The organism is Streptomyces sp. NPDC052101 (genome assembly GCF_040680235.1).
In the GTDB taxonomy this organism is placed as follows: Bacteria; Actinomycetota; Actinomycetes; order Streptomycetales; family Streptomycetaceae; genus Streptomyces.
This window is the reverse complement of the sequence record NZ_JBFAWH010000018.1, coordinates 52,606-77,854: the sequence shown is the minus strand read 5'-3', so window position 1 is coordinate 77,854 and position 25,249 is coordinate 52,606. Positions and strand designations below refer to the sequence as shown.

22 protein-coding genes and 1 pseudogene are annotated in these 25,249 nt (G+C 71.7%); 11 read left to right on the top strand and 12 right to left on the bottom strand.

Annotation, left to right across the window (positions count from 1 at the left end; genetic code table 11):
* Nucleotides 1-101: 101 nt before the first annotated feature.
* The 4 genes from AB0L75_RS28935 to AB0L75_RS28920 are packed head-to-tail and all read left to right on the top strand — an operon-like array spanning nt 102 to nt 6,600.
* Nucleotides 102-926, top strand: coding sequence for a glycosyltransferase family 2 protein (locus tag AB0L75_RS28935; protein WP_365186485.1), 825 nt, complete (start codon nt 102-104; stop codon nt 924-926).
* Entirely contained in the window at nt 923-1,960 is a 1,038-nt protein-coding gene (locus tag AB0L75_RS28930; protein WP_365186483.1) for a glycosyltransferase family 2 protein, read from the top strand. Before AB0L75_RS28935 ends, AB0L75_RS28930 begins: the two co-directional genes overlap by 4 nt.
* Nucleotides 1,953-2,753 carry a polysaccharide deacetylase family protein gene (locus tag AB0L75_RS28925; RefSeq protein WP_365186480.1) on the top strand — a complete coding sequence of 267 codons (801 nt, stop codon included), beginning with the start codon at nt 1,953-1,955 and terminating at the stop codon, nt 2,751-2,753. The genes AB0L75_RS28930 and AB0L75_RS28925 overlap by 8 nt, the downstream gene beginning before the upstream one ends.
* Nucleotides 2,746-6,600: a lipopolysaccharide biosynthesis protein gene (locus AB0L75_RS28920; RefSeq protein WP_365186478.1), complete on the top strand. Its 3,855-nt coding sequence runs from the start codon at nt 2,746-2,748 to the stop codon at nt 6,598-6,600. Before AB0L75_RS28925 ends, AB0L75_RS28920 begins: the two co-directional genes overlap by 8 nt.
* Nucleotides 6,601-6,629: 29 nt before the next feature.
* Here the strand turns inward: AB0L75_RS28920 and AB0L75_RS28915 are convergent, their stop codons facing one another.
* Nucleotides 6,630-8,048, bottom strand: a complete 1,419-nt coding sequence (locus tag AB0L75_RS28915) for a xylan 1,4-beta-xylosidase (RefSeq protein ID WP_365186475.1) — start codon at nt 8,046-8,048, stop codon at nt 6,630-6,632.
* A 130-nt stretch (nt 8,049-8,178) separates the two neighbouring features.
* Here AB0L75_RS28915 and AB0L75_RS28910 point away from each other — a divergent pair, with 130 nt between their 5' ends.
* Nucleotides 8,179-9,273 (top strand): DUF5925 domain-containing protein, encoded by a 1,095-nt coding sequence (locus AB0L75_RS28910; RefSeq protein WP_365186473.1) that lies wholly within the window; start codon nt 8,179-8,181, stop codon nt 9,271-9,273.
* Between the two features lie 15 nt (nt 9,274-9,288).
* Nucleotides 9,289-10,059 (top strand): DUF72 domain-containing protein, encoded by a 771-nt coding sequence (locus tag AB0L75_RS28905; RefSeq protein WP_365186471.1) that lies wholly within the window; start codon nt 9,289-9,291, stop codon nt 10,057-10,059.
* 5 nt (nt 10,060-10,064) lie between these two features.
* On the opposite strand, the gene AB0L75_RS28900 is transcribed toward AB0L75_RS28905, so the two are convergent.
* Nucleotides 10,065-10,433, bottom strand: coding sequence for a GntR family transcriptional regulator (locus tag AB0L75_RS28900; protein ID WP_365186469.1), 369 nt, complete (start codon nt 10,431-10,433; stop codon nt 10,065-10,067).
* Between the two features lie 71 nt (nt 10,434-10,504).
* Between AB0L75_RS28900 and AB0L75_RS28895 the strand changes: the two genes are divergently transcribed.
* A complete protein-coding gene (locus AB0L75_RS28895) occupies nt 10,505-11,431 on the top strand; it encodes a GNAT family N-acetyltransferase (protein WP_365186467.1) in 927 nt (308 codons plus the stop codon).
* Nucleotides 11,412-11,921, top strand: coding sequence for a DUF402 domain-containing protein (locus AB0L75_RS28890; protein WP_365186464.1), 510 nt, complete (start codon nt 11,412-11,414; stop codon nt 11,919-11,921). The genes AB0L75_RS28895 and AB0L75_RS28890 overlap by 20 nt, the downstream gene beginning before the upstream one ends.
* Before the next feature lie 46 nt (nt 11,922-11,967).
* On the opposite strand, the gene AB0L75_RS28885 is transcribed toward AB0L75_RS28890, so the two are convergent.
* Nucleotides 11,968-12,591, bottom strand: a complete 624-nt coding sequence (locus tag AB0L75_RS28885; RefSeq protein ID WP_365186461.1) for a class I SAM-dependent methyltransferase — start codon at nt 12,589-12,591, stop codon at nt 11,968-11,970.
* 111 nt (nt 12,592-12,702) lie between these two features.
* Between AB0L75_RS28885 and AB0L75_RS28880 the strand changes: the two genes are divergently transcribed.
* A complete protein-coding gene (locus tag AB0L75_RS28880) occupies nt 12,703-12,837 on the top strand; it encodes a hypothetical protein (protein ID WP_365186459.1) in 135 nt (44 codons plus the stop codon).
* Nucleotides 12,838-12,851: 14 nt separating this feature from the next.
* Here the strand turns inward: AB0L75_RS28880 and AB0L75_RS28875 are convergent, their stop codons facing one another.
* Complete coding sequence (locus tag AB0L75_RS28875; RefSeq protein ID WP_365186456.1) at nt 12,852-13,322, bottom strand: GNAT family N-acetyltransferase; 471 nt, start codon at nt 13,320-13,322, stop codon at nt 12,852-12,854.
* Between the two features lie 168 nt (nt 13,323-13,490).
* Between AB0L75_RS28875 and AB0L75_RS28870 the strand changes: the two genes are divergently transcribed.
* Entirely contained in the window at nt 13,491-14,468 is a 978-nt protein-coding gene (locus AB0L75_RS28870; protein ID WP_365186453.1) for a lytic polysaccharide monooxygenase, read from the top strand.
* A 50-nt stretch (nt 14,469-14,518) separates the two neighbouring features.
* Here AB0L75_RS28870 and AB0L75_RS28865 read toward each other — a convergent pair whose 3' ends face one another.
* Entirely contained in the window at nt 14,519-15,382 is an 864-nt protein-coding gene (locus AB0L75_RS28865) for an alpha/beta fold hydrolase (RefSeq protein ID WP_365186450.1), read from the bottom strand.
* 168 nt (nt 15,383-15,550) lie between these two features.
* Nucleotides 15,551-15,997 (bottom strand): MarR family transcriptional regulator, encoded by a 447-nt coding sequence (locus AB0L75_RS28860; RefSeq protein ID WP_365186447.1) that lies wholly within the window; start codon nt 15,995-15,997, stop codon nt 15,551-15,553.
* 87 nt (nt 15,998-16,084) lie between these two features.
* Between AB0L75_RS28860 and AB0L75_RS28855 the strand changes: the two genes are divergently transcribed.
* Nucleotides 16,085-16,459 carry a cupin domain-containing protein gene (locus tag AB0L75_RS28855; RefSeq protein WP_365186445.1) on the top strand — a complete coding sequence of 125 codons (375 nt, stop codon included), beginning with the start codon at nt 16,085-16,087 and terminating at the stop codon, nt 16,457-16,459.
* A 17-nt stretch (nt 16,460-16,476) separates the two neighbouring features.
* On the opposite strand, the gene AB0L75_RS28850 is transcribed toward AB0L75_RS28855, so the two are convergent.
* The 6 genes and pseudogenes from AB0L75_RS28850 to AB0L75_RS28825 all read right to left on the bottom strand — a co-directional run bounded on the left by AB0L75_RS28850 (nt 16,477) and on the right by AB0L75_RS28825 (nt 25,161).
* Nucleotides 16,477-17,484 carry a hypothetical protein gene (locus tag AB0L75_RS28850; RefSeq protein WP_365186443.1) on the bottom strand — a complete coding sequence of 336 codons (1,008 nt, stop codon included), beginning with the start codon at nt 17,482-17,484 and terminating at the stop codon, nt 16,477-16,479.
* Nucleotides 17,481-20,912 (bottom strand): DNA polymerase III subunit alpha, encoded by a 3,432-nt coding sequence (locus AB0L75_RS28845; protein ID WP_365186442.1) that lies wholly within the window; start codon nt 20,910-20,912, stop codon nt 17,481-17,483. Before AB0L75_RS28845 ends, AB0L75_RS28850 begins: the two co-directional genes overlap by 4 nt.
* Before the next feature lie 207 nt (nt 20,913-21,119).
* On the bottom strand, nt 21,120-22,202 hold the full coding sequence (locus AB0L75_RS28840) for a S1 family peptidase (RefSeq protein ID WP_365186439.1): 1,083 nt from the start codon (nt 22,200-22,202) through the stop codon (nt 21,120-21,122).
* Between the two features lie 295 nt (nt 22,203-22,497).
* Entirely contained in the window at nt 22,498-23,397 is a 900-nt protein-coding gene (locus tag AB0L75_RS28835; protein ID WP_365186436.1) for a S1 family peptidase, read from the bottom strand.
* A gap of 399 nt (nt 23,398-23,796) precedes the next feature.
* A pseudogene (locus tag AB0L75_RS28830) lies at nt 23,797-24,071 on the bottom strand (F420-dependent methylene-tetrahydromethanopterin reductase); the annotation flags it as partial.
* Between the two features lie 64 nt (nt 24,072-24,135).
* On the bottom strand, nt 24,136-25,161 hold the full coding sequence (locus tag AB0L75_RS28825; RefSeq protein ID WP_365186433.1) for an LLM class flavin-dependent oxidoreductase: 1,026 nt from the start codon (nt 25,159-25,161) through the stop codon (nt 24,136-24,138).
* Nucleotides 25,162-25,249 lie beyond the last annotated feature (88 nt).

Here is a 25,249-nt window from a genome sequence, read left to right as displayed (position 1 = left end):
ATCGGCTTCCCGTGCCGAAGATGAGAACCCCCCTTTCGAACCGGATACAGAGCCGGGCCGCCCGGGGGTGGGCGGTCCACCGGACGAGAGGGAAAACACTCATGAGTTCCGTCCTGCGCCCGCCCAGTTCAGGGCAACAAGATCCGTCGGTCGGTGCGTACTACCGGCCGATCTCCTCTCACCTCGCGATCACTCCGCCGGTGAGCGTGGTGATTCCCGCCATGAACGAGGCGGAGAATCTGCCCTACGTCTTCAAGACACTTCCGGACTGGATACACGAAGTCGTTCTGGTGGACGGCAATTCCACCGACGACACGGTCGATGTGGCCCGTGCCCTGTGGCCGGGCGTCAAGGTCGTCGAACAGCACGGCAAGGGCAAGGGGGATGCCCTGATCACCGGGTTCGAGGCGTGCAGCGGCGACATCATCGTGATGGTCGACGCGGACGGCTCGGCCGACGGCGGCGAGATCGTCAGCTATGTCTCCGCGCTGGTCTCCGGCGCCGACTTCGCCAAGGGCTCGCGCTTCGCCAACGGTGGCGGCACCGACGACATGACCTTCATCCGCAAGCTCGGCAACTGGGCGCTGTGCACCGTCGTCAACCGCAAGTTCGGCGCCCGCTACACCGATCTGTGCTACGGCTACAACGCGTTCTGGCGGCACTGCCTCGACAAGATCGACCTCGACTGCACCGGCTTCGAGGTCGAGACGCTGATGAACATCAGAGTGGTCAAGGCCGGTCTGAAGGTCCAGGAGATTCCGAGCCACGAGTACCTGCGCATCCACGGCACCAGCAATCTGCGGGCCGTGCGCGACGGGTTCCGGGTGCTGAAGGTCATCCTCAAGGAGCGCTCCAACCGGCGTGAACTGCGCCGCCAGGAACACCCCTCGCCGATGCTCGACACGGTCCGGGGAGAGGTGTCTTGACAGATCCCGGCATCTCCGTCGTGATCTGCGTGTACACCGAGGACCGCTGGGAGGACATCCTCGCGGCGGTCTCCTCGGTGCGCGCGCAGTCGTACCCGGCGCTGGAGACACTCCTGGTCGTGGACCACAACCCGGCCCTGAAGGACCGGCTGGACCGCGAGTACAAGGAGACCGGCGGCATCCGGGTGCTCGCCAACGCGGGCCCGCGCGGCCTGTCCGCCGGCCGCAACACCGGCATCGCCGCCTCCCACGGCGAGGTGATCGCCTTCCTGGACGACGACGCCGTGGCCGAACGCGACTGGCTGCGCCACTTCGCCGAGGGGTACGCCGACCCGTGCGTCATGGCGGTCGGCGGCCGTACGGAACCCGTCTGGGCGTCGGGCCGGCGGCCCGCGTGGTTCCCGGAGGAGTTCGACTGGGTGGTCGGCTGCACCTACAAGGGGCTGCCGCCCGGCCGCGTCCGGGTCCGCAACGTCCTCGGAGGAAACGCTTCCTTCCGGCGTACGGCGTTCGACGCGGCGGGCGGCTTCGCCACCGGCATCGGCCGCGACGGCGACCGTCGCCCGCTCGGCTGCGAGGAGACGGAGCTGTGCATCCGCCTCACCCGCGCCCGCCCCGACGCCGTCCTGCTCATCGACGACCGCGCGGTCATCCACCACCGGGTGCCCGCCCCCCGCGAGCACTTCGCCTACTTCCGCACCCGCACCTACGCCGAGGGCCTGTCCAAGGCGCTGGTCGCCCGCAGCGTGGGCGCGGAGAAGGGACTGCAGTCCGAACGCCGTTACACCACAAGGGTGTTGCCCGCCGGGGTCGCTCGTGGCCTGCGGGACGCCCTGCTGGCCCGGCCGGGCGGCGCGGGACGCGCCGGCGCGATCGTCGCCGGGGTGCTCACCGCGGCCGGCGGCTATGTGGTGGGCAGTGTGCGGGCACGGCGCAGCGGTACGACATTCTCCTCGGCGCCGATCCCGGGGGCATCGACGAGCCAGGAGGGCGCCCGGGCGCGCACCGGTTCCGGAGGGGGCACTCATGAGTGACGTACCCGTACCCATCCTCATGTACCACTCCGTGGCCACAGCGCCCAACGACGCCACCCGCGCCCTGTCGGTCGCGCCGGAGGCGTTCGCGGAGCAGATGGCGCTCATCAGCGACCTGGGCCTGACCCCAGTCACCACCGCCGGCCTAGCCACCCGCTGGCGCACCGGCCGCCCGCTGCCCGCCCGGCCGGTGCTGATCACCTTCGACGACGGCTACGAGGGCGTGCACCGGCACGCGCTGCCCGTGCTCGCCAAGCACGGCTTCCCGGCCACGCTGTTCGTCTCCACCGGCTGGATCAGGGGTACGTACGACACCGGGGGCGGCCTGGACACCATGCTCGACTGGACGCAGGTGCGCGAACTGGCCGCCGCCGACGTCGAGATCGGCGGGCACAGCCACACCCACCCGCAGCTCGACCAGCTCGACGACGGCGCGCTGCGCGCGGAACTGACCCGCTGCACGGAGATCGTCGCGGACGAACTCGGCGCGCGGCCGGTGTCGTTCGCCTATCCGTACGGATACTCCAGCCGCCGGGTCCGCGAGGCCGTGCGCGCGGACGGGTACGCCCAGGCACTCGCCGTCGGCAACGCCCTCGCCCGGCGCCGCCAGGGGCCGTACGCCCTGCACCGTGTCACGGTCCGCCGCACTACGGACGCGGAGGAGTTCGAGCGGCTGCTGAACGGCCGCGCCGTCGCCCGCACCTTCGTCAGGGACCGCGCCCTCACCAAGGGCTACGCCCTGGTCCGCAGAGCCCGCCAGGTCCGCCGGAAGGCCATGTGTTCCCGTGTCTGACACGACCACCACCACCGAGGCCGCGACGACCGGCGCCGAGGCGCCCGGGAAACCCGGGCGCCGTCTTCGGCTGCCCGGGACGGGCCGGTCCTCCGGCGGCAGCCCGCTGTTCCGCAACGCCTACGCGCTGATGCTCAACACCGGTATCTCCGCCGTGCTGGGACTGGGCTTCTGGCTGGCCGCGGCACGCTACTACTCCGAGTCGTCGGTCGGGCAGGGCTCGGCCGCCATCGCCGCGATGAAGTTCCTCGCCGGGCTGACCGCGGTGACCCTGACCGGCGCCCTGGCCCGCTTCATCCCGGTGGCCGGGAAACGCACCGGCACGCTCATCTTCCGCACCTACGCGGGCAGTTCGCTGGTCGTGGCGCTCGCGGCGGGGGTCTTCCTGCTGACCCTGGACACCTGGGGGCCGTCGTACCGGTTCCTGCACGGCACGGTCAACGGGCTCGGCTTCATCCTGGCGGTCGCCGCCTGGAACCTGCTCACCCTGCAGGACGGTGTGCTGACCGGGCTGCGCAGCGCGACCTGGGTGCCGGTGGGCAACACCGTGTTCTCGGCCGTGAAGCTGGCCCTGCTCGCCGCGTTCGCCGTCGCCATCCCCACCACCGGTGTCTTCGTCTCCTGGGTGGCGGCGATCGCCACCTCGGTGGTGCCGCTGGCCTGGCTGGTGTTCCGGCGGCTGGTGCCCCGGCACATCGAGGCGACCGAGGGCCGCACGGAGCCGCCGACGCTGGGCCAGGTCGGCAGGTTCCTGGCCGGGGACTACACCGGCTCGCTGTTCTCGCTCGCCGTGATCTACCTCGTGCCGGTGCTCGTCGCCTCGCAGGTCAGCTCCGCCGAGAACGCGTACTTCTACATCGCCACCACCATCGGCGGCACGACCGACCTCCTCGCCATCAACATGGGCGCGTCGCTCACCGTGGAAGGCTCGCACGACCCGGAGCGCCTGGCCGCCAACACCCGGGCCGCGCTGAAGCGGATGGCGCGGATCATGCTGCCGATCGCGGGCCTGCTGATCATCGGCGCACCCTGGATCCTCGGCGTGTTCGGCGCGGGCTACGCGCACGCGGCGACCCCGCTGCTGCGCTGGCTCGCGGTCGGCTCGGTGCTGCGGGTGGTGATCGAGACGCACTTCGCGGTGCTGCGCGCCCGCAGCCGCACCGGCGGACTCGCCTGGCTGCAGGGCCTGTTGTGCGTGCTGACGCTGAGCCTGACGCTGCTGCTCCTGCCCCGGATGGGCCTGACCGGCGCGGGCGTCGCCGAGGCCGGCAGCCTCGCCGTGATCGCGGCGATCGCCGGGCCGCGGCTGTGGAAGACCGTCCGGACCGCGCCCGCCGCCGTGCCCGACACGGTGGCGGCCGACGGGGACCTCGCCGACCTGGGGCCGCGCGAGATCCCCGCCACCGGTGTCACGCCCCGTCGGCACAGCCCGGCCTGGGCGCTGGACTCCGACACCCTCGCCCTCGGCATCCACGTCGACTTCGACCATGCGGAGCGCCGGCCGGACGTCCGCCCGGGCCCCGGCACACCGCCCGCCGGTACGCCGGGGCTCCCCCCGGGGCTCCCGGTGGGGCTCCCGCTGGGGCTCCCGGTGGAGGAGAGGGCGCCCGGCAGCGAGGTCTCGCTGGGCCCGGCCGAGGCCGCACTGCTGCGCGAGGCGGAGGCGGCGGAGGTCGACGCGCCGTTCACGACCGAGGAGTTGGAGACGTCCTTCGCACGGGCCGGCGTACCCTCGGCGCAGGCGGCTCCCGACCCCGCCGCACCGGACGAGACCGTGCCCGAGGAGCCCGTGCCCGAAGAACCACCGGCACCCGTGTCCCTGGCCAGGCGGCTGCTGCCCACCCGCTCCGGTGTTGTCCTCGGCTGTCTGCTGGTCGCCGCGCTGCTGCTGTACTGGGTGCCCGCGCTGCGCCTGGGCGAGGCCGATCTGGACCGGATGGGCGGCCTCGGACTGATCTCGGTGCTGCCGCTGCCGACCCTCGTCGGAGCAGCCCTGCTGGTCGTGGTCTTCACCGCGTTGCTCTGGCTGCGCCGCGAGCACCGGGCGCTGCTGCTGCTCACGCTGGTGGCGACCGTCGTATCACTGCACGCGCTGCCCGCCGTGATCGAGACCGAGCCGCGGTTCCCGACGGCCTGGCAGCATCTCGGCTTCATCGACTACATCGACCGCACCGGGTCCGCCGTACCGGACCTGGACGCCCGCTGGAGCTGGCCGGGCTTCTTCGCGGTCGCCGCGTTCGTCGGCCGGGCCTGCGGGGTCACCGACTTCACCGAGGTCATCCGCTGGTGGCCGACCGCCATCCAACTCGCCTATCTGGCACCGCTGTTCCTGCTCACCCGGTCGATGCGAGCGAGCTGGCGGGCGAAGTGGACCGGCGTGTGGCTGTTCGTGCTGTGCGGCTGGGTCGGTCAGGACTACTTCTCGCCGCAGGGCTTCACCTTTCTGCTGTATCTGCTGTTCGTGGCGATCCTGCTGGTCTGGTTCCGCCCGCCGCGGGTGATCTGGACGAGGTTCCGCCCCGGCGAGGCCGAGGTGGAACCGGCTGACCGGCGCGGGCGGGCCGTCCTGCTCCTGGTGCTGATCGGCCTGTACGCGGCGAGTGTGCCCGCGCACCAGCTCACCCCGTTCGTCATGCTCGGTGTGCTCGCGGCCCTGGTCCTGCTCGGCCGGTCCGAACTGCGCGGGCTGCCGCTGCTGTTCGCGGTGCTGGTCGCGGTGTGGCTGGGCTTCATGGCCGAGCCGTACTGGTCCGGGCACTTCAACGACCTGTTCGGCGGGGTCGGCGGGGTCGGCAGCAATGTCTCCACCTCCGTCTCCGGCCGGATCCAGGGCGGCAGTTCGACGCACAAGCTGGTGCTGTACGTCCGGGTGCTGCTGGCCGGTTCGGTGCTGGCGTTCGCCTGCTGGGGCTGGTGGCGGCGGCGCTTCCACCGCTACCGCGAGCGCTCGCTGCCGGTGCTGACCTTCGTGCCGTTCCTGGGCTTCGGCATGCAGTCGTACGGCGGCGAGATGGCCCTGCGCGTCTTCATGTTCGCGGTGCCGGGCGCGGCCCTGCTCGGCGCCCTCGCCCTCTTCCCGCGCACCGGTGCCACCGCGAAGGAGCGCGAGAAGGACCGGGTGAGCCTCGCTCCGCTGGCCGCGCTGCTGGCCGGGCTGCTGCTGATGGGCGGCTTCCTGGTGGCGCGCTGGGGCAACGAGCCGTTCGAGCGCACCCGGCCCGGCGAGGTCGCCGCCATGAACTGGGTGTACGCCCATGACAAGCCGACGGTGCGGCTGCTGTGGCTGACCCAGGACACGGTGAACGACGTGACCCCGGCGATGCCGTGGGGCGCGAAGGACATGGAGCGGGTGAACTACGTGCCCACACTGGCCCCGACCGACCCGGTGCTGGTGTCGGGTCTGGTCAAGGCGCTGAAGGACGCCGGCCCGAACTCGTATCTGATGATCAACAAGAGTCAGGTGACGTATCTGGAGCTGGACGCGGGCTACTCCGCGACCTGGGAGCCCCGGCTGGTCCAGAGCCTGGACGACCGGCAGGAGCTGACGAAGGTCCTGGTCAACGACGACGTGACGGTGTTCGCGCTGCACAGGCAGACCGCGGGCGCGGTCCCGAAGCCGCACCCGGGGCCGATCGGGCCGCAGGTGACCTGGACCCCGTGGTCGGTGGTCGGCGCGCTGTCCGCCGTCGTCCTGGTCCTGCTGCTGGCCGCGCGCGAGGTCGTGCGGGTCGCGGTCCGGCCGGGAGTGCGCCAACTACGGCTGCTGCAGGGCTCGTTCTGGTTCGCGCTGCCGCTGCTGGCGGTGGTGCTGGCCTCGCTGGCGCAGCGGTTCCTGACGCTGAAGTGATGACGCCGAAGTGACGGGTGCGGGGTGGCTCAGCGGTCGAGCCACCTCACCTCGTACGGCCGCATGTCGAACCGTTTGCCGTCGACCTGCGCGCTGATCGCCCGGTCGAGGGTGTTGACCACCAGAATCGTCCTGGCACTGGCCAGGACCCGGACATTGGGCACGTCATCCGGTGCGACCTGGACCGTCTCGTACCGGGTGCCGGGCGGGAACGCCTTGGCGAACCGGGACACCAGGTCGTACATGGGCAGGGCCTTGCCGCCGCCGGAGCCGTCGGTCGGCGTCCACAGACAGCCGGGGCAGCCTGAGCCGGCCTTGTCCTCCGGGTTCCAGTAGAAGCCGGAGCCGGCGCCGCCCCTGACCATGGCGATCATGCCGGTGGCCTGTACGGCGACGCGGTGCGGCTCGGTCCAGCCGGTGCGGCCGTCGTTGCCGTCGCCGGGCTCCACGTAGTACTCGGCCCACCACAGCGGCAGATCGCGGGTCTGCCGCCGCAGCCACTCGCTGACCGCCGTCAGCTTGTCGGTGGCCGCGAACTCGTTGGGCAGCAGATCGTCGTCGCGGGTGTAGCTGGAGCCGTCGACGACGGTGAAGTCGGCGCCGGCCTTGTGCGCGTTCCAGTAGGAGAACGCGTCGAGGACCCGCTGGTCCATGGCGCCCCAGGGCCCCTTCAGCGCGGTGGAGGCGTTCTGGTCGCGCGGGTCGACGCTGTCCATGACCAGGTAGGGACCGCCGACCATGATGTCCTTGTCGACCTTCTTCAGCGCCTTGTACACGAGGTTGTACAGCTTGGTGTATCCCTCGTAGTCCCAGCGGGACTCGGCGTCGTTCCAGAAGCCCTTGAACTCGTTCCAGACGATGAAGTGCTTCACGTCCGGGTAGCGGCGGGCGACGGTCGCGGCGAGGTCGGCGAAGTCCTGGTAGTGGCCGGGGGTGGGGGCCTTCTCCAGCGCGGGCCGGCTCCAGTCCGTGTTGTCGACCCCCGCCCTGCCGCCCTTCATCCAGTCCGGGGAGCAGCACAGGGTGATCACAGGGGTGCCGCCGGAGGCGCGCATGAAGTCGATACGGCGGTCGAGGGCGCCGAAGTCGTAGTGTCCCTCGACCGGTTCGGGGTTGTCGGCGCCCCAGCCCATGATGTGCTGGTTCTGCGCCAGCCCGCCGTTCTGTCCGAGCAGTTGCGCAACGCTCTTGGTGGCCGCGCCGGCGCCGACGTCGGCGCTGTACTGGGTGTGGGTGAAGCCCCAGCCGACGTACGGCTCCGGTTTCCCGCCGGGGCTCGCGGGGGTGCCGTGCACCTTGCCGCCGTCACGTGTGGTGCCGGCCGTGCTCGGCGCGCCGGAGAGCGTGCTGAACAAGGTCACCGCGAGGGCGAGCGCGGCCGCGCCGACGCCGAGCAGGGCGGTGAGCCGCCACCGCCGAGTATCCGAATCCCACCCATGTCGTCCCATCAGGGGCAACAGTAATGGCGGAGGCGGCGCCTCCGGCAGGTCTTGGGAACACCCGGAACAGTCTTGGAACACCCGGAACGAGCGACGGAAATGCCGTGCGCGCCGACCGCCCTTGCCGGATCATTGCGGCATGTCTGCGAACCCACACGACGCTCTGCCGATCCGGCTCCACGTCGACGACTCCGACTCGCCGTCCGACGTCGTCGACGCGCTGTTCCTCGGCCGCTTCGCGACGGGCGAGCAGCCGTACTCGCACGCGGCGAACATCGACCGCGTCCGCTCCGGCGCCACCCTGCTGCCCGACGGCGCCCGTGTGCTGCGCGTCGCCCGTGACGACGACCGCAGCGCCACCCTCGCCGAGGGCGACGGCTGGACCCTGCTGGTCTCCCGCTGGAACCGCGGCGCGGACGTCACGGTGACCGCGACCAGCGCCGAACTGGCCAAGACGGTCCTCGACCAGGCCACGGACGGCGCGACCGACGAGCCCGAGCCCCAGCCCGAGAACGTGACGATGGGCTTCTGGTACGTCTCCCCCAGGCGCGGCCCGCACCGCACCACCCGGCAGATCTCCGCCGGCACCTGGGACGAGGTCCGGCCCAACTACACGGCACCGGTGGCGGACGCCATGGACCGCCTGATGAAGACGACCCCGGAGGACATCGCCGGCCGGCTGCTCCTGCTGCACGGCCCGCCCGGCACCGGCAAGACCTCCGCGCTGCGCACGCTGGCCCGCTCCTGGCGCGACTGGTGTCAGGTGGACTGCGTCCTGGACCCCGAGCGCCTCTTCTCCGACGTCGGCTATCTGATGGACATCGCGATCGGCGAGGAGGACGGCGCGGGCAAGGGCCGCTGGCGTCTGCTCCTCCTGGAGGACTGCGACGAGCTGATCCGCGGGGAGGCCAAGCACACGGCGGGCCAGGCCCTGTCCCGGCTGCTGAACCTCACCGACGGCCTGCTCGGCCAGGGCCGCAACGTCCTGGTCGGTGTCACCACCAACGAGGACCTGGAGCGCCTGCACCCGGCCGTGGTCCGCCCCGGCCGTTGCCTGGCCCGGATCGAGGTGGGCCCGCTGACCCACCGCGAGGCGGTGAACTGGCTCGGCAGCGAGGAGGGCGTCGGCCGCGAGGGCGCGACGCTGGCCGAGCTGTACGCGCTGCGCCGGGGCACGGCGCCGACCTCGGTGCCGGGGGCGCGCGACGGCGCGGACGCGGGCCTGTATCTGTAGTGCTTTGATGGTGCTGTGACCTTGTTCGTCGGCACCTCGGGGTGGCAGTACAAGGACTGGCGGGACCTCGTCTATCCGGCCGGGGTCCCGGCGCGGCTGTGGCTGGAGGAGTACACCCGCCTCTTCGCGACGGTGGAGATCAACAACGCCTTCTACCGCCTCCCCTCCCGCGAGAACTTCGAGACGTGGCGGGACCGGGTGCCGGCGGACTTCGTGGTCGCGGTCAAGGCCAGCCGCTATCTGACCCACATCAAGCGCCTGAAGGACCCGGCCGAACCGGTCGACCGCCTGATGACCCACGCGGCGGGCCTCGGCGACCGCCTGGGCCCCGTCCTCCTCCAGCTCCCGCCGACCCTGCGCGCCGATCCCGCCCTCCTGGACGCCTGTCTGGCCTGCTTCCCGCCCGGCACCAGGGTCGCCGTGGAACCCCGTCACGACTCCTGGTGGACGCCCGAGGTGCGCGAGGTGCTGTCGGCCCGGGGCGCCGCCCTGTGCTGGGCGGACGTCCAGGCCCGCCCGGTCACCCCCCTCTGGCGCACCACCGACTGGGGCTACGTCCGCTTCCACGAGGGCCGCGCCCACCCCTGGCCCCGCTACGGCCACCGCTCCCTGGAGACCTGGGTGGACCGCATCGCGACGACATGGCGCAAGGGGGAGGACGTCTACGCGTACTTCAACAACGACCCCGGCGGCGCGGCGGTGCGGGACGCGGTGACGTTCGGGAGGGCGGCGGGGAGGGCGGGGCTGCGGGTGACCCGCGTACCGGAGCCGGCACGACTCCGCTGAACCCCCTACTCCCCGTAGGCCGCCCGCAGGGCGTCCCGCACGGCGGCCAACGCCTCGTCCTCGGTGAGCCCCAGCCGCCGCACACGCTCGACGTAAGCCTGAGCGGCCAAGGAAGCCTCACGTTCCGCGGCCGAGCCGGCGGCGGCCACGAACGTTCCGTTGCGCCCCCGCGTCTCGATCACCCCGTCGCCCTCCAGCGCCCGGTACGCCTTGGCCACCGTGTTCACGGCGAGGCCCAGGGACTCGGCGAGCCCCCGCACCGTCGGCAACCGGTATCCCACCGGCAGCGCCCCGGACCGGGCCTGCTCGGAAATCTGCGCCCGCACCTGCTCGAACGGGGGCGCGCTGTCATCGATGCGGATCTTCAGGCTCACGGGCCGATTGTCCCGTACCCGACGGAAAATGAGAGGCAGCCCCGACGCGTATCCCCGTACGGTGCAGCCCCATGACTGTGATCGTGCGGGACCTTCGCCCCGACGTCCCCGCTGACACCGAGGGCTTCGCCCGGGTCCGCCATCTCGCCCTTCCGTACATCCTGTTCACCGCGGACTCGGTCCGTCACGACGCCCTCCACATGCCGCCCGAGGCGCGCTACCGCCCGCTGGTCGCGGAGGAGGACGGCGAGGTGATCGGCACGGCCCAGGTGCATCTGGCCCATGACAGCACCGATCCGGGCCAGGGCCTGCTGAACATCCACGTCCGGCCGGACCGGACCGGTCGCGGCGCCGGCGGGGTCCTGCTGCGGGCGGCCGAGGAGTACCTCGCCGCCCAGGGGGCGACCAGGCTGCTCAGCTGGGTCCTGGACGAACCGGCCCACCGCGCCTTCGCCGAGCGCCACGGCTATCGCGGCAGCCGGTCGGCTCACTTCCTGCGCCTGGACCTGGCGGGCTCCGCCCTCCCGCCCGTCCCGGAGACCCCGCCGGGCGTCGAGCTGCGTACGGCCGCGGACTTCGCGGCCGACCCGCGCCCGCTGTTCGAGCTGGACGCGGAGGCGATGCTGGACGAACCGGGAGACGTCGACTACGAGTTGACCGGCTACGAGGCCTGGGTCGAGCAGTACTGGAAGCATCCGCTGCTGGACCGCAACCTGACGGTGGCCGCATGTGTCGAGGGCCGGCCGGTCGCCTTCAGCGTGGCCTACACCGACGGCGGCCGCTACACCAGCGCGATGACCGGCACCGCCCGCTCCCATCGCGGGCACGGCCTGGCCAGGCTCACCAAGATCCACTCCCTGTACCGGGCCCGCGCGGCCGGCGTCACCGAGGCGTTCACCGGCAACGACGCCGGGAACGCCCCGATGATCGCGATCAACAAGTGGCTCGGTTACGAAATCTGCGCGACGGAGGTACGCCATGTCCGTGAACTCGTCTGATCTTTCCGGTGCTTCGGCACAGCTGGAGGTCGTCCTGGTCAAGGCCGGCCGGACGAAGATCCGTTATCCGGCCGAGCTGCTCCAGGACGACGGCACCCGCATCGCCGTACGCGCGCCCTGGGCGGGCTCCGGCGTCCGCGACTTCGGTTTCGTCCGCTTCGAGCCGGGTGACCTCTTCACCGAGTACTACTGGCGGGACCGCTGGTACGCGGTGAAGGAGGTCCGCGCCGCGGACGGCGCCGTGAAGGGCTGGTACTGCGACATCACGCGTCCGGCGGTCCGCAGCGGCGGGGATCTGGTCGTGGAGGACCTCGACCTGGACCTGTGGCGGTCCGCCGACGGCACGGACGTACGGCGGCTCGACGAGGACGAGTTCGCCGAGAGCGGGCTGGCGGAGACGGACCCCGAGGCCGCCTCCGCCGCCATGGCCGCCCTCACGGAGCTGGAGGGGCTGGCCCGCGCCGGAGGTTTCACGGAGTTGCTGACCTGAGGTCCCCGGCCACCGCGACCCCCGCCGCCGTACCCGGGCGCCGCCCTCACACGGTCGCCACCACCGCGTACCGCTCGTCCTCCACCGCCTTCCCCCACAGCACCGGGTCACCGGAGAGTCGCTCCACGCGCACGTCCCGGCTCAGCGGTGCCAGGAGTGCGGTGAGCCGGTCGGCGGGTATGCCGACGGGGTGGACGGTGCCCCAGACGCCCTCGACCAGGACGAACCGGCCCGTGGGGCGCAGCAGGCCCCGCCAGTGCCGCAGCACCGTGTCCGGCTGAGGCAGCGTCCAGAGCACATGCCGTACCAGGACGACGTCGAAGCGCCGCTCCCCCACCGGCGGGGCCGCGGCCTGCCCGTGCAGGACCACCGCGTCGTGCCCGGCGAGCTTGGCGCGGGCCCGCTCGACCATCGCCGAGGACGCGTCGACACCGGTCACCCGGTGTCCCTGAGCGGCCGCGAGGAGCGACAGGCTGCCGGTGCCGCAGCCGAGGTCGAGGACGTCGGCGGGGTGCTCGGGCAGCCAGGAGCGGAGCCTGGCCGCCCAGGCGGCACGGGTTCCGGGGTCGCGCAGGCCGTGGTCCGGCTCGTCGTCGAAAGTGCCGGCCGCGGCGTCCCAGTCGACTTCCGGGACATCTGCCGCAACCGTGGGGCCGTTCGCATTCGTCATGCCCAAAGAGTGACACCCGCCACTGACAATCCGGCTCCGATGAGGAACTCTCCCCAAAAGCGTCTACCTCCGTGACACCGCGGAAAACGGTAGGCACTGAAGGAGGCAGCCATGCGCCGCGCAACCGTGCAGAAGCCCCTGAAGAAGACGGACAGCCGCCGCAACCGCGAAGAGGCGGAGGAGCGCCCGGCAGTCCGTCCCGAGGTCCGCAAAGACATCGCACGCACCTGGTGGCCCGACGGCTGACCCCGCGGGGGCCGTCAGTCCAGCCGCTTGCGGTAGTGAATCCGGTCGTAGGGCCCGTCGACGCGGCGTTCCACCACCTCGTACCCGTACTTCGGATAGATCCTCTGGTTCTCCCACATCAGCGCGTTGGTGTAGAGCCTGATCTCGCCGAGGCCCAGCTCACGCGCGCGTGCCTCGACGAAGTGCAGCAGCCGCCGCCCGACGCCCGTGCCATGGGCGCGCGGGTGGACGGCGATGCTGTCCAGGAAGAGGTGGTCGGCGAACGCCTCGATCACGACCAGTCCGTCGACCTGTCCGTCGACCGGTTCTGCGGTGACGAAGACCTTGCCCGCGGCCACGTCCGCGGCGTGGTCCGCCTCCATGGGCCGCGGCACCACCCCGATGCGCTCGATGTAGGGGTGGTAGGCCGCGTCCGTCACCGCCCGCACGGCCGGCACATCCTCGGCGACGGCCACACGGACCCGCTCCGGGTTCCTGTCGATCATGCACGCACGCTACCTACCTGAGCGCAGCCTGAGTACCCCCTTAACGCCACCATAAGGATCTCCTCCACCCGCCTCCAGCAGGCGATTTCGCGGTTTCTCGGGGCTAGCTTCGGAGCACCCCCACGGGATCCAGCCCCCACCGAGGGACCGTCTTTCGAGGAGTTCCGCATGTCCGCTCGCGCCCGTCGCACGGCCGCCGTCGTCGCCGTGCTCGGTCTGCCGCCGCTCGCCCTGACCGTGCTCGCCGCCGCGCCCGCGTCCGCGCACGGTTCGATGGGCGATCCGGTCAGCCGCGTCTCGCAGTGCTACGCGGAGGGCCCGGAGAGCCCGAAGTCGGCCGCGTGCAAGGCGGCGGTGGCGGCCGGCGGCACGCAGGCGCTGTACGACTGGAACGGCATCCGGATCGGCGATGCCGCCGGACAGCACCGCAGGCTGATCCCGGACGGGAAGCTGTGCAGCGCGAACAACGACGAGTTCAGGGGCCTGGACCTGGCCCGCGCCGACTGGCCGGCGACGAGCGTGCACAGCGGGTCGTACACCTTCAGGTACCGGGTGACCGCCCAGCACAAGGGGACCTTCAAGGTGTATCTGACCAAGCCCGGTTACGACCCCGCCAAGCCGCTGGCCTGGTCCGGGCTTGATCTGGCGCACCCGGTGGCGACGGCCACCGACCCGGTCGCCTCGGGCGGCTTCTACACGTTCTCCGGCACGCTTCCCCAGCGGTCCGGCAAGCAGCTGCTGTATGCGGTCTGGCAGCGCTCGGACAGCCCGGAGGCGTTCTACTCCTGCTCGGACGTGAGCTTCGGCGGCGCCGGCGCGGGGAGCGCGGGCAGCAGCCCCGCTCCGACGGCCTCGGCGCCCTCCGACCGGCAGATCTCGGCCGGTGCCGACAAGTCGACGATGCGGCACGACGGTCACGGCGGCGACGGTACGGCAGCCATCCCGGCCCGACAGCCCACGCCCGCGTCCGCCTCCGCGTCCAACGCGCCGAAGGCGGCCGGAGCTGCGAAGAACCTCGCGGAGACCGGTGCCTCCTCCGCCACCTCGTCCATCGCGATCGGCGGCGCGGCGGCGCTGGCGCTCGGTTCGGCGGCACTGTTCCTGTCGGTGCGGCGGCGCGCGGGGGGCGGCGCCCACCGCAGGTGAGGGCCCGGGGCCTGTCCGGCGGCTCAGGTCGGACAGGCCCCGGCGGCACGTCAGCTGAAGGCCGACGCGCAGGTGGTGGCTGTGGCGTGGGCCGGGTCGAGCGCATTGGCCACCTCATGGAAGGCGATGCGGTCGAACAGGCCGATCGCGACATGCTCGGAGAGGTCGAGCGGGCACAGGTCCTGCAGCAGGACGTTGTGGACGTCGGAACCGCTCAGATACTGGCTCTGCCAGGGCGTGGCCACCTCGTCGTACTTGGTGGCGATGACCGTGTAGTGCACTCCGGGGACGGTGTCGCCGTCCGCGTTGAGCTTGGTGAGGAAGTCGGAGCCGGGGATCTGGTCGGCTAGGCCGGGGGTGGTGGCCTTGATCAGGTCCGCGGCGCCGGGGAAGTACGGCAGCAGGTTGGTGAGACCGCTCAGGCCTGCGCCGTGGTTGTCGGGGGCGATACCGACGAGGGCGTCGACCTTGTCCGCCCCGCCGAGGAACTTCATGTAGTAGCGGGGCATCATCCCGCCCTGGGAGTGCCCGACCAGGTCGGCCTTGGCGGCTCCGGTCGCGGCGAGCACCTTGTCCACGAAGGCCGACAGCTGCTCGGCCGACTTGTCGATGGGGCCGAGGCCGTAGAAGAGGGGGACGCCGGCCAGTTGGCCGTAGTCGAGGGAGAAGACGCAGTATCCGCGGTCCTTCAGGTACGGGGCGAGGGCCAGCCAGTTGTCGACCGAGTTGCCCAGGGTGCCGTGCACCAGGACGACCGGGCGGGGATGGTCGGCGGAGGGCTTGCAGGAGAAGTCGTTCCAGCCGGTGCTGGGGGCGGTGTCGGCAGCGGCCGCCGTTGCGGCGGGAACAGTGGCGACGGCGGCAGTGAGGAGCAGCGCGGCGAGGGGTCTGAGCGCTCGCTTCCAGGGCAGCATCGTGTGATCTCCTTGCGGCTCAAGGGAGGTGGGGGCCTTACCTTGTGATCCGGATCACGAGGATGCTGTTCACTCGTCAAGTTACGGGTGAGTAGCACACGTGTGAAGTTACGCGTCAGTAAAAACTTCCAGTGGTAACCAGAGTGCGGCCTGAACACTGACGGACCGTCACCAGGCGGGCCTGATCGGACCACAGGGAGCGATCCGCGCCAAACCCTCCCTCAGCGCGCGCACTTCACCCTCACCCAACAGCGCGGCCCATCCCCCCACGACCTCGGCCGCCGCCGCCTCCGCCGCCCTGGTGCAGGCCCAGCCGCGCTCGGTCAGCACGATCAGCCGGGCCCGCGCGTCCTGCGGATGCGGCCGGCGCTCGGCGTACCCCTTGCGCACGATCTCGTCCACCAGCTGACTCGCGGCCTGCTTGGTCACCCCGAGATGCACGGCGAGATCGGTGACCGTGGCCCCCTCCGGGGCGAGCCGGGCGAAGGCGAAGCCGTGCGCCGGCCGGAGATCGGCGAACCCGCGCGCGACGACCCCTTCGTGAATGCGTTGCGTGAGGTCACCGGCGACGGCGAGCAGGGCGGCGGACAGGGCCATGGCTTCGGAGTTCTGCACGGAGGCATTGAAACACCCTTGACAGGATGGTCAAGCAGCTTGACCATATAGTCAATCAGCTTGACCACTTGACCGGAGGCCACCGTCATGCCCGTCGTCCGCGCAGCGCAGTCCACGACCCATGAGATCCACGGCGCCCGCTTCGTCTCCTACGCCACCCCGCTCACCGGCAGCAAGGAACTGTGCGCGTGGCGCGGGGAGATCCCGGCGGGCACCAAGGCGCCCGCCCACACCGTCAACCGCGAGGAGATCTTCCATCTGCTCGTGGGTGAACTCCTGATCACCCTCGATGACCGCACCGACCGCATCGGTGCGGGCGACACGGTGATCGTCACCCCCGGCGCGACCCTCGCCGTGGAGAACCCGACCGACCACACGGCGATCTCCTGGGTCACCACCTCCATCGGCCTGGAGGCGGAGCTGGCGGACGGCACCCGCATCACCCCGCCGTGGGCCAACTGACGTACGGGCGAAGGAAGTCACGCCGCCAGCGCCCCCGACATCACCGCCCTGGGCCCGAACTTCGCCCGCGCACGGTCCGCGACCTCCTCGATCCGGCGGACCTTCTCGTCCACGGGGTCGAAGGTGAGCTGGCGGGAGGCCTGGTCGGCGGGGGCCAGGCCCTCGGCGCGCAGGGCGAGCCCGCGCACCCGGGCACGCTGCAGGCCGAGCGCCTCGTACATGCCGTAGGCCGCCTTCGCCAGGGCCGGCGAGTGCGCGGTCGGCTCCTTCAGGGTGCGGGTACGGAGGGTCGAAGTGGGGGTCCCCCCGCTCGAGCGAAGTCGAGAGTGGGGGAGGTCGGCGTAGCGCACGGTGAGGGTGAGGGTGCGGCAGATCCGCTCCATCGCGCGCAGCCGGGCGCCCAGCTCCTCGGCGGCGGACAGCAGCGCCCTGCGGTGCCGGTCGGGATCCAGCTCGTCGATCCCGAACGCCCGTTCCGTCATCAGCGACCGCGAGACGGCGTTCGGCACGACCCGGCCCCGGTCGATGCCGCTCGCCCTCTCGCGCAGCTCGCGGCCCGCCCGCGCGCCGATCAGCCGCTGGAGCGTGGACAGCGGCGCGCCGGCGACCAGCCCCAGGGTGTCCAGGCCGTACTCGCCCAGGGTGCGGGCGGTCGCCGCGCCGACGCCGGGCAGCGCGGACACCGGCCGTTCGGCGAGGAACTCCGCGATGCCGTCCGGGTCCTCGGGCACGGTGCACGTCACCCCGGGCCGGGCGTCCCGCAGCGCCGCGCGGGCCAGCATCGGCCCCGGACCGGCGCCGATCACGCAGTCGACGCCGTACCGCGCAAGCGCCCGTACCCGGATCACCGAGGCCAGCTCCACGGCGCTGCGCCCGAAGTACCGCTCGGCACCGCGCAGATCGGCCAGCGCCCCGTCCGGTGGCAGCGCCTCGACGACCGGGGTGAAGTCCTCCAGCAACCCGAGCAGTCCCGGCAGGGCCTCGTACATCGGCGGCAGCTGGAAACGTACGCAGAGAATGGTCATCCCGCACTCCCCGGACTCTGGTGCCACAACTTCCGTACGGCCGCGGGCCCTTGTGCGGCCTCCTGGCCGGCGGGCCGCAGATCGGCCCATGGATGCATCGCGTATCCGGTCGGCAGCTGGATCCGCCGCCCACCGGTCGGATCCTCGCCCCCGCCCTCGGCCACCGGCTCCGCGAGCCGCGCCGCCACCTCGTCGAGCCCGCCCGCGGCACGCAGTTCCACCAGCTCGGCGAGGTTCCAGGCGGCGGACCCCACCACGCTCAGACTGCGCGGACCGCGCCGCTGCACCACGCCACGCACCAGCAGCAGCCACGAGTGGAAGACGGTGTGGGCGCAAGCGTCGTGCGAGTCGTCGAAGAACGCCAGATCGACCAGCCCCGTGCCGTCGTCCAGCGTGGAGAAGATGACCCGCTTGCCGGAGCGGATCGGCGGGGTCTGGGTGGCCGCCTTGGCGCCCGCGACCAGCACGGTCTCGCCGTGCCGCACCTCGCGCAGCCGGCGCGCGGAGACCACGCCCAGCTCCCCCAGGAACTCCCGGTGGTCGTCCATCAGATTGCGCGAGGCATCCATGGACAGCACACCCAGCTCGGCGCTGAGCCGTTCCGCCGGCGTCAGATCCGGCAGCCCGGCCGACGCGGTCCTGCGGCCCCCGGCCAAGGGCAGTTGGCCGCCGCCACCGCTCCGGGCACCCCGGTGCAGCTCGGTCAGATGCAGCTGCAGATCCCGCCGGTTGGCACCGAAGGCGTCCAGGGCCCCCACCTGGGCGAGCCTTTGGGCCAGCGGACGGCTCGGCCGCCCCCGCTCCCAGAAGTCCACCAGCGAGGAGTACGGCTGCCCGTCCGCGATCCTCTTCGCCTCCGCCTCGCTGATGCCGTGCACATCGGAAAGAGCGAGCCGCAGCCCCCACACACCGGACTCGGACACCAGTTCGATCCGATGGGCGACCCCGGACACATTCACGTCCAACGGCAGGACCGGCACCCCGCGCCGCCGCGCATCGGCCAGCAGCAGCCGCTTCGGGTACATCCCCGGATCGTGCGTGAGCAGCCCGGCGTAGAAGGCGGCCGGGTGATGGGCCTTCAGCCAGGCCGACTGATACGTCGGCACGGCGAAAGCGACGGCATGCGCCTTGCAGAACCCGTACGACCCGAACGCCTCCACGATCTCCCAGGTCCGCAGAATCGTTTCCGCCCCATATCCCCGCGCCGCGGCCTGCTGCGCGAACCACACCTTGATCCGCCCCTGCGACTCCGGGTCGGACAGCCCCCGCCGCACCCGGTCGGCCTCGCCCCGGCCGCACCCGGTCATGATGGCGACGATGTCGATGACCTGCTCATGAAAGACGACGACGCCGTACGTCCCCTTCAACGGCTCTTCCAGATCCGGATGGGGATAGCGCACCGGCGCCCGCCCGTGCCGCGCCTCGATGAACGGCCGCACCATGTCGGCGGCGACAGGCCCGGGCCGGAACAGCGAGATGTCCACGACGAGATCATGAAAGGTACTCGGCTGCAGCCGCCCCACCAGATCCCGTTGCCCGGGCGACTCGATCTGGAAGCATCCCAGCGTCTCGGTGGACCGGATCAGCCGATATGTCTCCGGATCCCCCGGCGCCACCGCGTCCAGATCGATCCGCTCCCCGGTCACCCGCTCCACCTCGGCAACGGCGTGTGCCATCGCCGACTGCATCCGCACCCCCAGCACATCGAGCTTGAGCAGCCCGAGGTCCTCCACGTCCTCCTTGTCGAACTGCGACATCGGGAAGCCCTCGCCACTGGTCGGCACGACCGGCGTACGCGCGAGAAGCGAGGCGTCGGACAGCAGCACCCCGCACGGATGCATGGCGACCCCGCGCGGCAGGGCGTCGAGCGCCTCGACCAGCTCCCACAGCCTGCCGTACCGCGCCCCTTCCCGCTGAAGCTCCCTCGCGAGCCGCTTCAGCTCGGGCAACTCCTCCAGCGCGGCCCGCGCGTCCCGGGCCCGGATGTGCGGGAAGGACTTGGCGATCCGGTCGATCTCACCCGGGTCCATGGACAGGGCGGCCCCCACGTCCCGGATGGCGTGCCGCACCCGGTAGGTCTCCGGCATGGAAACGGTCGCGACCCGCTCCTCCCCGAACCGCCCGATGATCGCCCGGTACACCTCCAGCCGGCGCGCGGACTCCACATCGATGTCGATGTCGGGCAGCACCACCCGCTCCCTGGACAGGAAGCGCTCCATCAGCAGTCCGTGCTCGACCGGGTCGGCGTTCGCGATACCCAGAAGATGATTCACCAACGACCCCGCGCCGGACCCCCGGGCGGCGACCCGGATCCCCATCTCCCGCACGTCATCCACGACTTGAGCGACCGTCAGGAAATAAGAGGCGAACCCGTGATGACCGATGATGTCCAGCTCGTGGTGCATCCGCTCCCAGTACTCACGCCTGCCGCCGTACCCGAGCCGCACCATCCCCGCCACCGCCCGTGAGGCGAGCGCCCGCTGGGCGGTGCGACGGCCGGCGCCGACGAGATGCGCCTCGGGAAAACGAACCGTACCGATACCGAGGTCGCCCTCGGGATCGACGCGGCACTCGGCGGCCGTCGCCCGGGTCTGCTCCAGCAGCCGATGGGCGGTGTCCCGCCGGTACCCGGCGGCCTCCACCACCCGCTCGGCCACCCCCGTCATCGCCCGCGCGTCCTTCAGCCACGCCTCCCCGGAATCCAGCTCCCCGCGCGGGTCGATCGGCACCAGCCGCCGGGCGGCGTCCAGCACATCGGCGACAGGGCCCGCCCCCGGATCGGCGTACCGGACGGCGTTGCTGAGCACAGGCCGCACCCCCTGCTCGGCGGCGAACCCGACGGTACGGGCGGCGAGCCGCAGGGAACCGGGCCCGGTACCCGTACGCCCGTGCCAGACGGCCTCCAGGCGCAGGGCGTCGCCATAGACCTCGCGCCAGGGGGCGAGGAGCACGGCCGCACGGTCGGGGCGGCCCGCGGCCAGGGCCCGGCCGACGTCGGAGGCGGGCCCGAGCAGCACGGTCAGACCGTCACCGTGATTGCCGGACCAGGCCAGCAGGGGATCACCCGCCCCCGCATGCGCGGCCGTGACGAGCCGGCACAGATCGGCCCACCCCCGGGCCCCGTCCCGGGCGAGAAAGGTCACCCGAGGAGCCGACTCGTCCACAAAGGCCCCACCCCGCACGGGCACCCGCCGACGATCACGCCGTACGGGCTCACCCACCGCCAGATCGGCCCCGAAGACCGGCCGCACCCCCACCCCCGCACAGGCCTTGGCGAAGCGCACGGCCCCCGCGACGGTGTCACGATCGGCGAGAGCGAGAGCGTCCATCCCCCGCTCCGAGGCACGCCCGGCCAGCCGCTCCGGATGGGATGCCCCGTACCTCAGGGAGAACCCGGAGACGGTGTGCAGATGCGCGAAGCCCGGCACCCACACCTCCCGCACTCGTGAGCCCCGAACGGCTCTCGAACATCAGTTCCCTACTTCCGCCTCCACCATACCCCCATTCCCGAACATGTGTGCGACATCCATTCGACCGCCTCCCACCTGCGCAAACACCCACCCACCAGGGCAACGGCATACGACGAAGCCCCGCCCCCCATGCGCCGGGGGACGGGACTCCACGGAACGAACGATTCAGCCGATCTGCGCCCCCGTAGCGGACAGCGCGGCGGTGACCGGCTGGAAGAACGTCTCCCCGCCGGAGGTGCAGTCACCACTACCACCGGACGTCAGCCCGATGGCGTTGCTCCCGGAGAACAGCGAGCCGCCGCTGTCACCGGGCTCGGCGCACACATCGGTCTGGATGAGACCGCTGACGCTGCCCTCCTGGTAGTTCACCGTCGCGTTCAGCCCGGTGACCGTACCGTCGTGCACATGGGTCGTCGACCCACTGCGCGTCACCTTCATCCCCACCGTGGCTTCGGCGGCACCGGTGATCTTCTGGGTGGACCCGTTGTACAGGTCGACCTCGCTCGGGTGGTCCACCGAGGCCGTGTACTTCACCAGACCGAAGTCGGTCCCCGGGAAGTGGGACTCCGCGTTCTGGCCGATCTCCTTGCCGCTGGAGTCCGACCAGGCGGAGATCGCCGCGGTGCAGTGCCCGGCGGTCAGGAAGTACGGCTGCCCGCCCTTGACCACGTTGAACCCGAGCGAGCACCGCCCGCCGGAACCGCTGATCGCGTCACCGCCGGCGATGAAGGGCTTGAACTCCGCCTTCGACCGCTTCAGTGCCGCCTTGCCGCCGAGCCCGTCGACCACCTTGCTCAGCTTGGCCCACTCCGCGCCGGACACCGTCTTGTCGGCGGTGACGACGACCTTGTTGCTCACCGGGTCGGTCGCCCATGACGTCCCCGGTATGGTCGCGTCCTTCTGCAACGTCGTGCGCGCCCCGTCGAGCGCGGCGAGCGAGTGGGTGACGAGTCTCGCCTTGGCTCCGGCCGCCTCGACGGTGTGCGCGGCACCCTGGTCGAGCACGTTGACGACGAGACTCCTGGCCTGCGCGTCGTAGTAGCTGCCGGCGGCGTCGGAGCCGAGGTTCTTCAGCAGGGTGGAGGCGAGGTTTCCGGCCGCCGGAGCGGACAGTACCTTCAGCTCCGGAGCCGACTTCACGGGCTCACTGGCGTTCGCATTCTGCAAGGTGACACCCGCGGCGACGAGTGCGGCGATTCCCGCTCCGGCCAGGGCGGCCCGCCGCCCGGGTATGCGTCGATGCTTCAACTCACGTCCTCCTGTGGGGGGATGGTCCGCGAGTTGTGGGGACTCCACGGACCGGAAGGCTGGTTGACGAGGGCCTACTCTTCCGAACGGCACAGGGAGCACACAAGGTTGACTTCAGGACGCGCGTAGAGAGTGCTTACGCCCCCCACTTCGCTTGACCGTGCACAGTCATGTCAGGAAAGTTCGCACAGCAAACACCATGCGCAAGTGACCCACCCCGAACAGTGACCACACCCGCTGGCCGAAACCGAACGGCCCCCGCACGCCCAACGGCATGCGGGGGCCCACCGGACCGTCAGGGCAGCGTGACCCCGTAGTAGTTCAACGCCTCGGTGACCGGCTGGAAGAACGTCGTACCACCGGTAGTGCAGTCACCACTGCCCCCGGACGTCAGACCGTACGCCACGGTACCCGCGTACAGCGGGCCACCACTGTCGCCGCCCTCGGCGCACACCGTGGTCTGGATCAGCCCGGACACGATGTCGCCGCTGCCGTAGTTGACGGTGGCGTTCAGCGCGGTGACCCGGCCGCTGTGCGTCCCGGTGGTGGAACCGCGCCGGTACACGGTCGCGCCGACGGACGGGGTCGCCGCGCTCGTGATGGACTGGCTGCCCACGGAACTCGGGTGCTCGATGGAGGAGTTGGTGTACCGGACCAACGCGAAGTCATTGCCCGGGAAGCTGTAGCCGACATTGGTGCCGAGCACCGTGCTGTGGCTGGAGTTGCTGTACCAGGTGGAGGCCACCTGGCCGCAGTGACCGGCGGTGAGGAAGTAGTAGGTGCCGCCGTTGTGCACGTTGAAGCCGAGCGAGCAGCGGTAGGAGCCGCCGTAGATGGCGTCCCCGCCGGTGATGAGCTTGCTGAACCTGCCGGGGGTGTGCTTGATGGTGAGCGCGCCCGCTTCGGCGCCGGCCTGTCGCTTGATCTTCGCGATCCCGACCTTGGACACCGTGCTGTCGACGGTGACGACGACGCGGTTGGTCCTGCTGTCCACCGCCCAGGCCGTGCCGGGTACGTCGGCCTTGAGGACGGAGTTGTCGGCCTTGCTGAGCTGGGCTGCACTGAAGGTGTCGTTGTCGCCGGCGTTCGCGGTGGGGGCGGCGAACGCGGCTGCGGCCAGGAGACCGGTGGCCACGGCGATCAGCCGGGTCCGTCTCGCGGTGTCGTTGCGGGGAGTGATGCGCTTGATCCTCACTTGTCGTTCCCTCCCAGGGGAAGTCGGGGGCCCGCGTGGGGTCGGGGCCCGTGAGGCGCAGCCAGGGGGCTGGCCCGGATTCCGAACACGCATGCCCCCTGGCAAGCGCTGAGGGGGAGTATTCGGCCGAACGACCGGTCGCCACAAGGGTGCCTTTCGGCCGTAGGACTTTAAACCACTCTTACGCGGCAGCTCTTGACATCCGCTCAGCACACGCTGATGACGGTCCGACACACCCCGATAATCAGCCAAACGCACGATGGCACCGGCCCGGCACACCCGACCGTCAGCCCGGCACCCCCCCATCAGCCCAGCGTATGCCCGCCCGGAGGCGACCGAGTCGGGGGGTGCCGACGAAGGACTGCCCGCCGCTCACGATCACGGTCTCCCGGGGGCGCACCCGGACAGGTCCCTCCCCTGGATCCGTTCCAGCGCGCGCAGCGCGTACGTGGCCGCGGGCATCACCTTCAGGCCCCGCGGAGCGCGGCCGTGGGCCGCGAGCCGTCGTCCGAGGTCGGTGCGGCGGCCGGCTCCCGTGCCTCCCCCGACTCCCCGGCCTGGATGATCACGGGATGTCCCTGCGGGGAGCGGGGCAGCCCGAACCCGGCGAACGGCCGCGGCATCCCGTCGGACGTCCAGGAGCACCACAACTCCCGTCCGACCGCGATGAGTTCGACGCGCCGGCCCGCCGGGTCGCACGGTGGTGTCCTCGCCCGCCGGGAACCGGGCCGCTCCCGGTCAGGGCGCTCCCCGGCCCCGGCGTACCGGCCCGGCGGGCCGGGCGAGGCCCAGGTGCTCGCGCAGAGTGCTGCCCGGGTAGAAGGTGCGGAACAGGCCGCGGTGCTGGAGCACCGCCACCGTGCCGTTGACCAGCCGCTCCAGGTCACGGCGCGGGTCGACGGGGACGAGGTGGAAGCCGTCGGTGACACCGTCGGCGTGCCAGCCCGCGACCAGTTCGGCGAGATCGACCGGACCGCCCCGGTACAGCGGCCCCCGCACGGTGGGGCGCGGGCCCCCGCCGCCGTGTCCGGGTTCGGCGGCGTGCTCTCCGTCACCGAGGTCGACCAGCAGGCTGACCAGGATCCGCAGGCCGTCCGGGTCCCGCCCGAACCCGACGGCCAGAGCGCGCAGTTCCTCGCGTACGGCGGTGGCCTGTGCCGGGGTCACGGCGCGCACCAGGGCCACGTCCGCGTACCGGGCGGCGACGGTACGGGCCGGGCCGTCGGTGGCGTCGACCACGCGGACGGGGTGGCCCTGCGGCGGCCGGGGCAGGGTCGAGGGGCCCCGGACCGGGAAGGCGGTGCCGGTGAGGTCGACGCGGTGCAGCTTGTCCCGGTCCAGGAAGCGGCCGGTCGGCACGGACCGGATTCCGGCGCCGTCCTCCCAGCTGTCCCACAACCGCGCGGCCAGGTCGGCGACTTCGCCCGCCTCGTCCCCGCCGGTGGACACGCCGATCCGCCAGCCGGCCCGGCCGCGGCTGGCCCGGTCCAGCGTCGCCACGGCGGCCCGCACCCGGAAGGGCTCGGTGCGGGTGGTGGTGACGGTCGGGACCAGGCCGATGCGCCGGGTCGCGGGCGCCGCCCGGGACAGCACGCCGAGGGCGTCGGGCCCCTGCCGGCCGAGGGAGTCGTCCAGCGTCACGAAGTCCAGCCCGCCGCGCTCGGCGAGCCGGACCAGCTCGACGCAGGGCTCGGCGCCGAAACAGCCGGGCAGATCGACGGCGGCGGCGAGATGCGGCAGCCCACGACGGTACGAAGCACCCATCCTCACAGCACCTTCGCCAGGAACGCCCGCGTCCGCTCCCCGCGCGGGCCGAAGCTCTTGTGCACCGATCTGATGTCGGCCATGACGC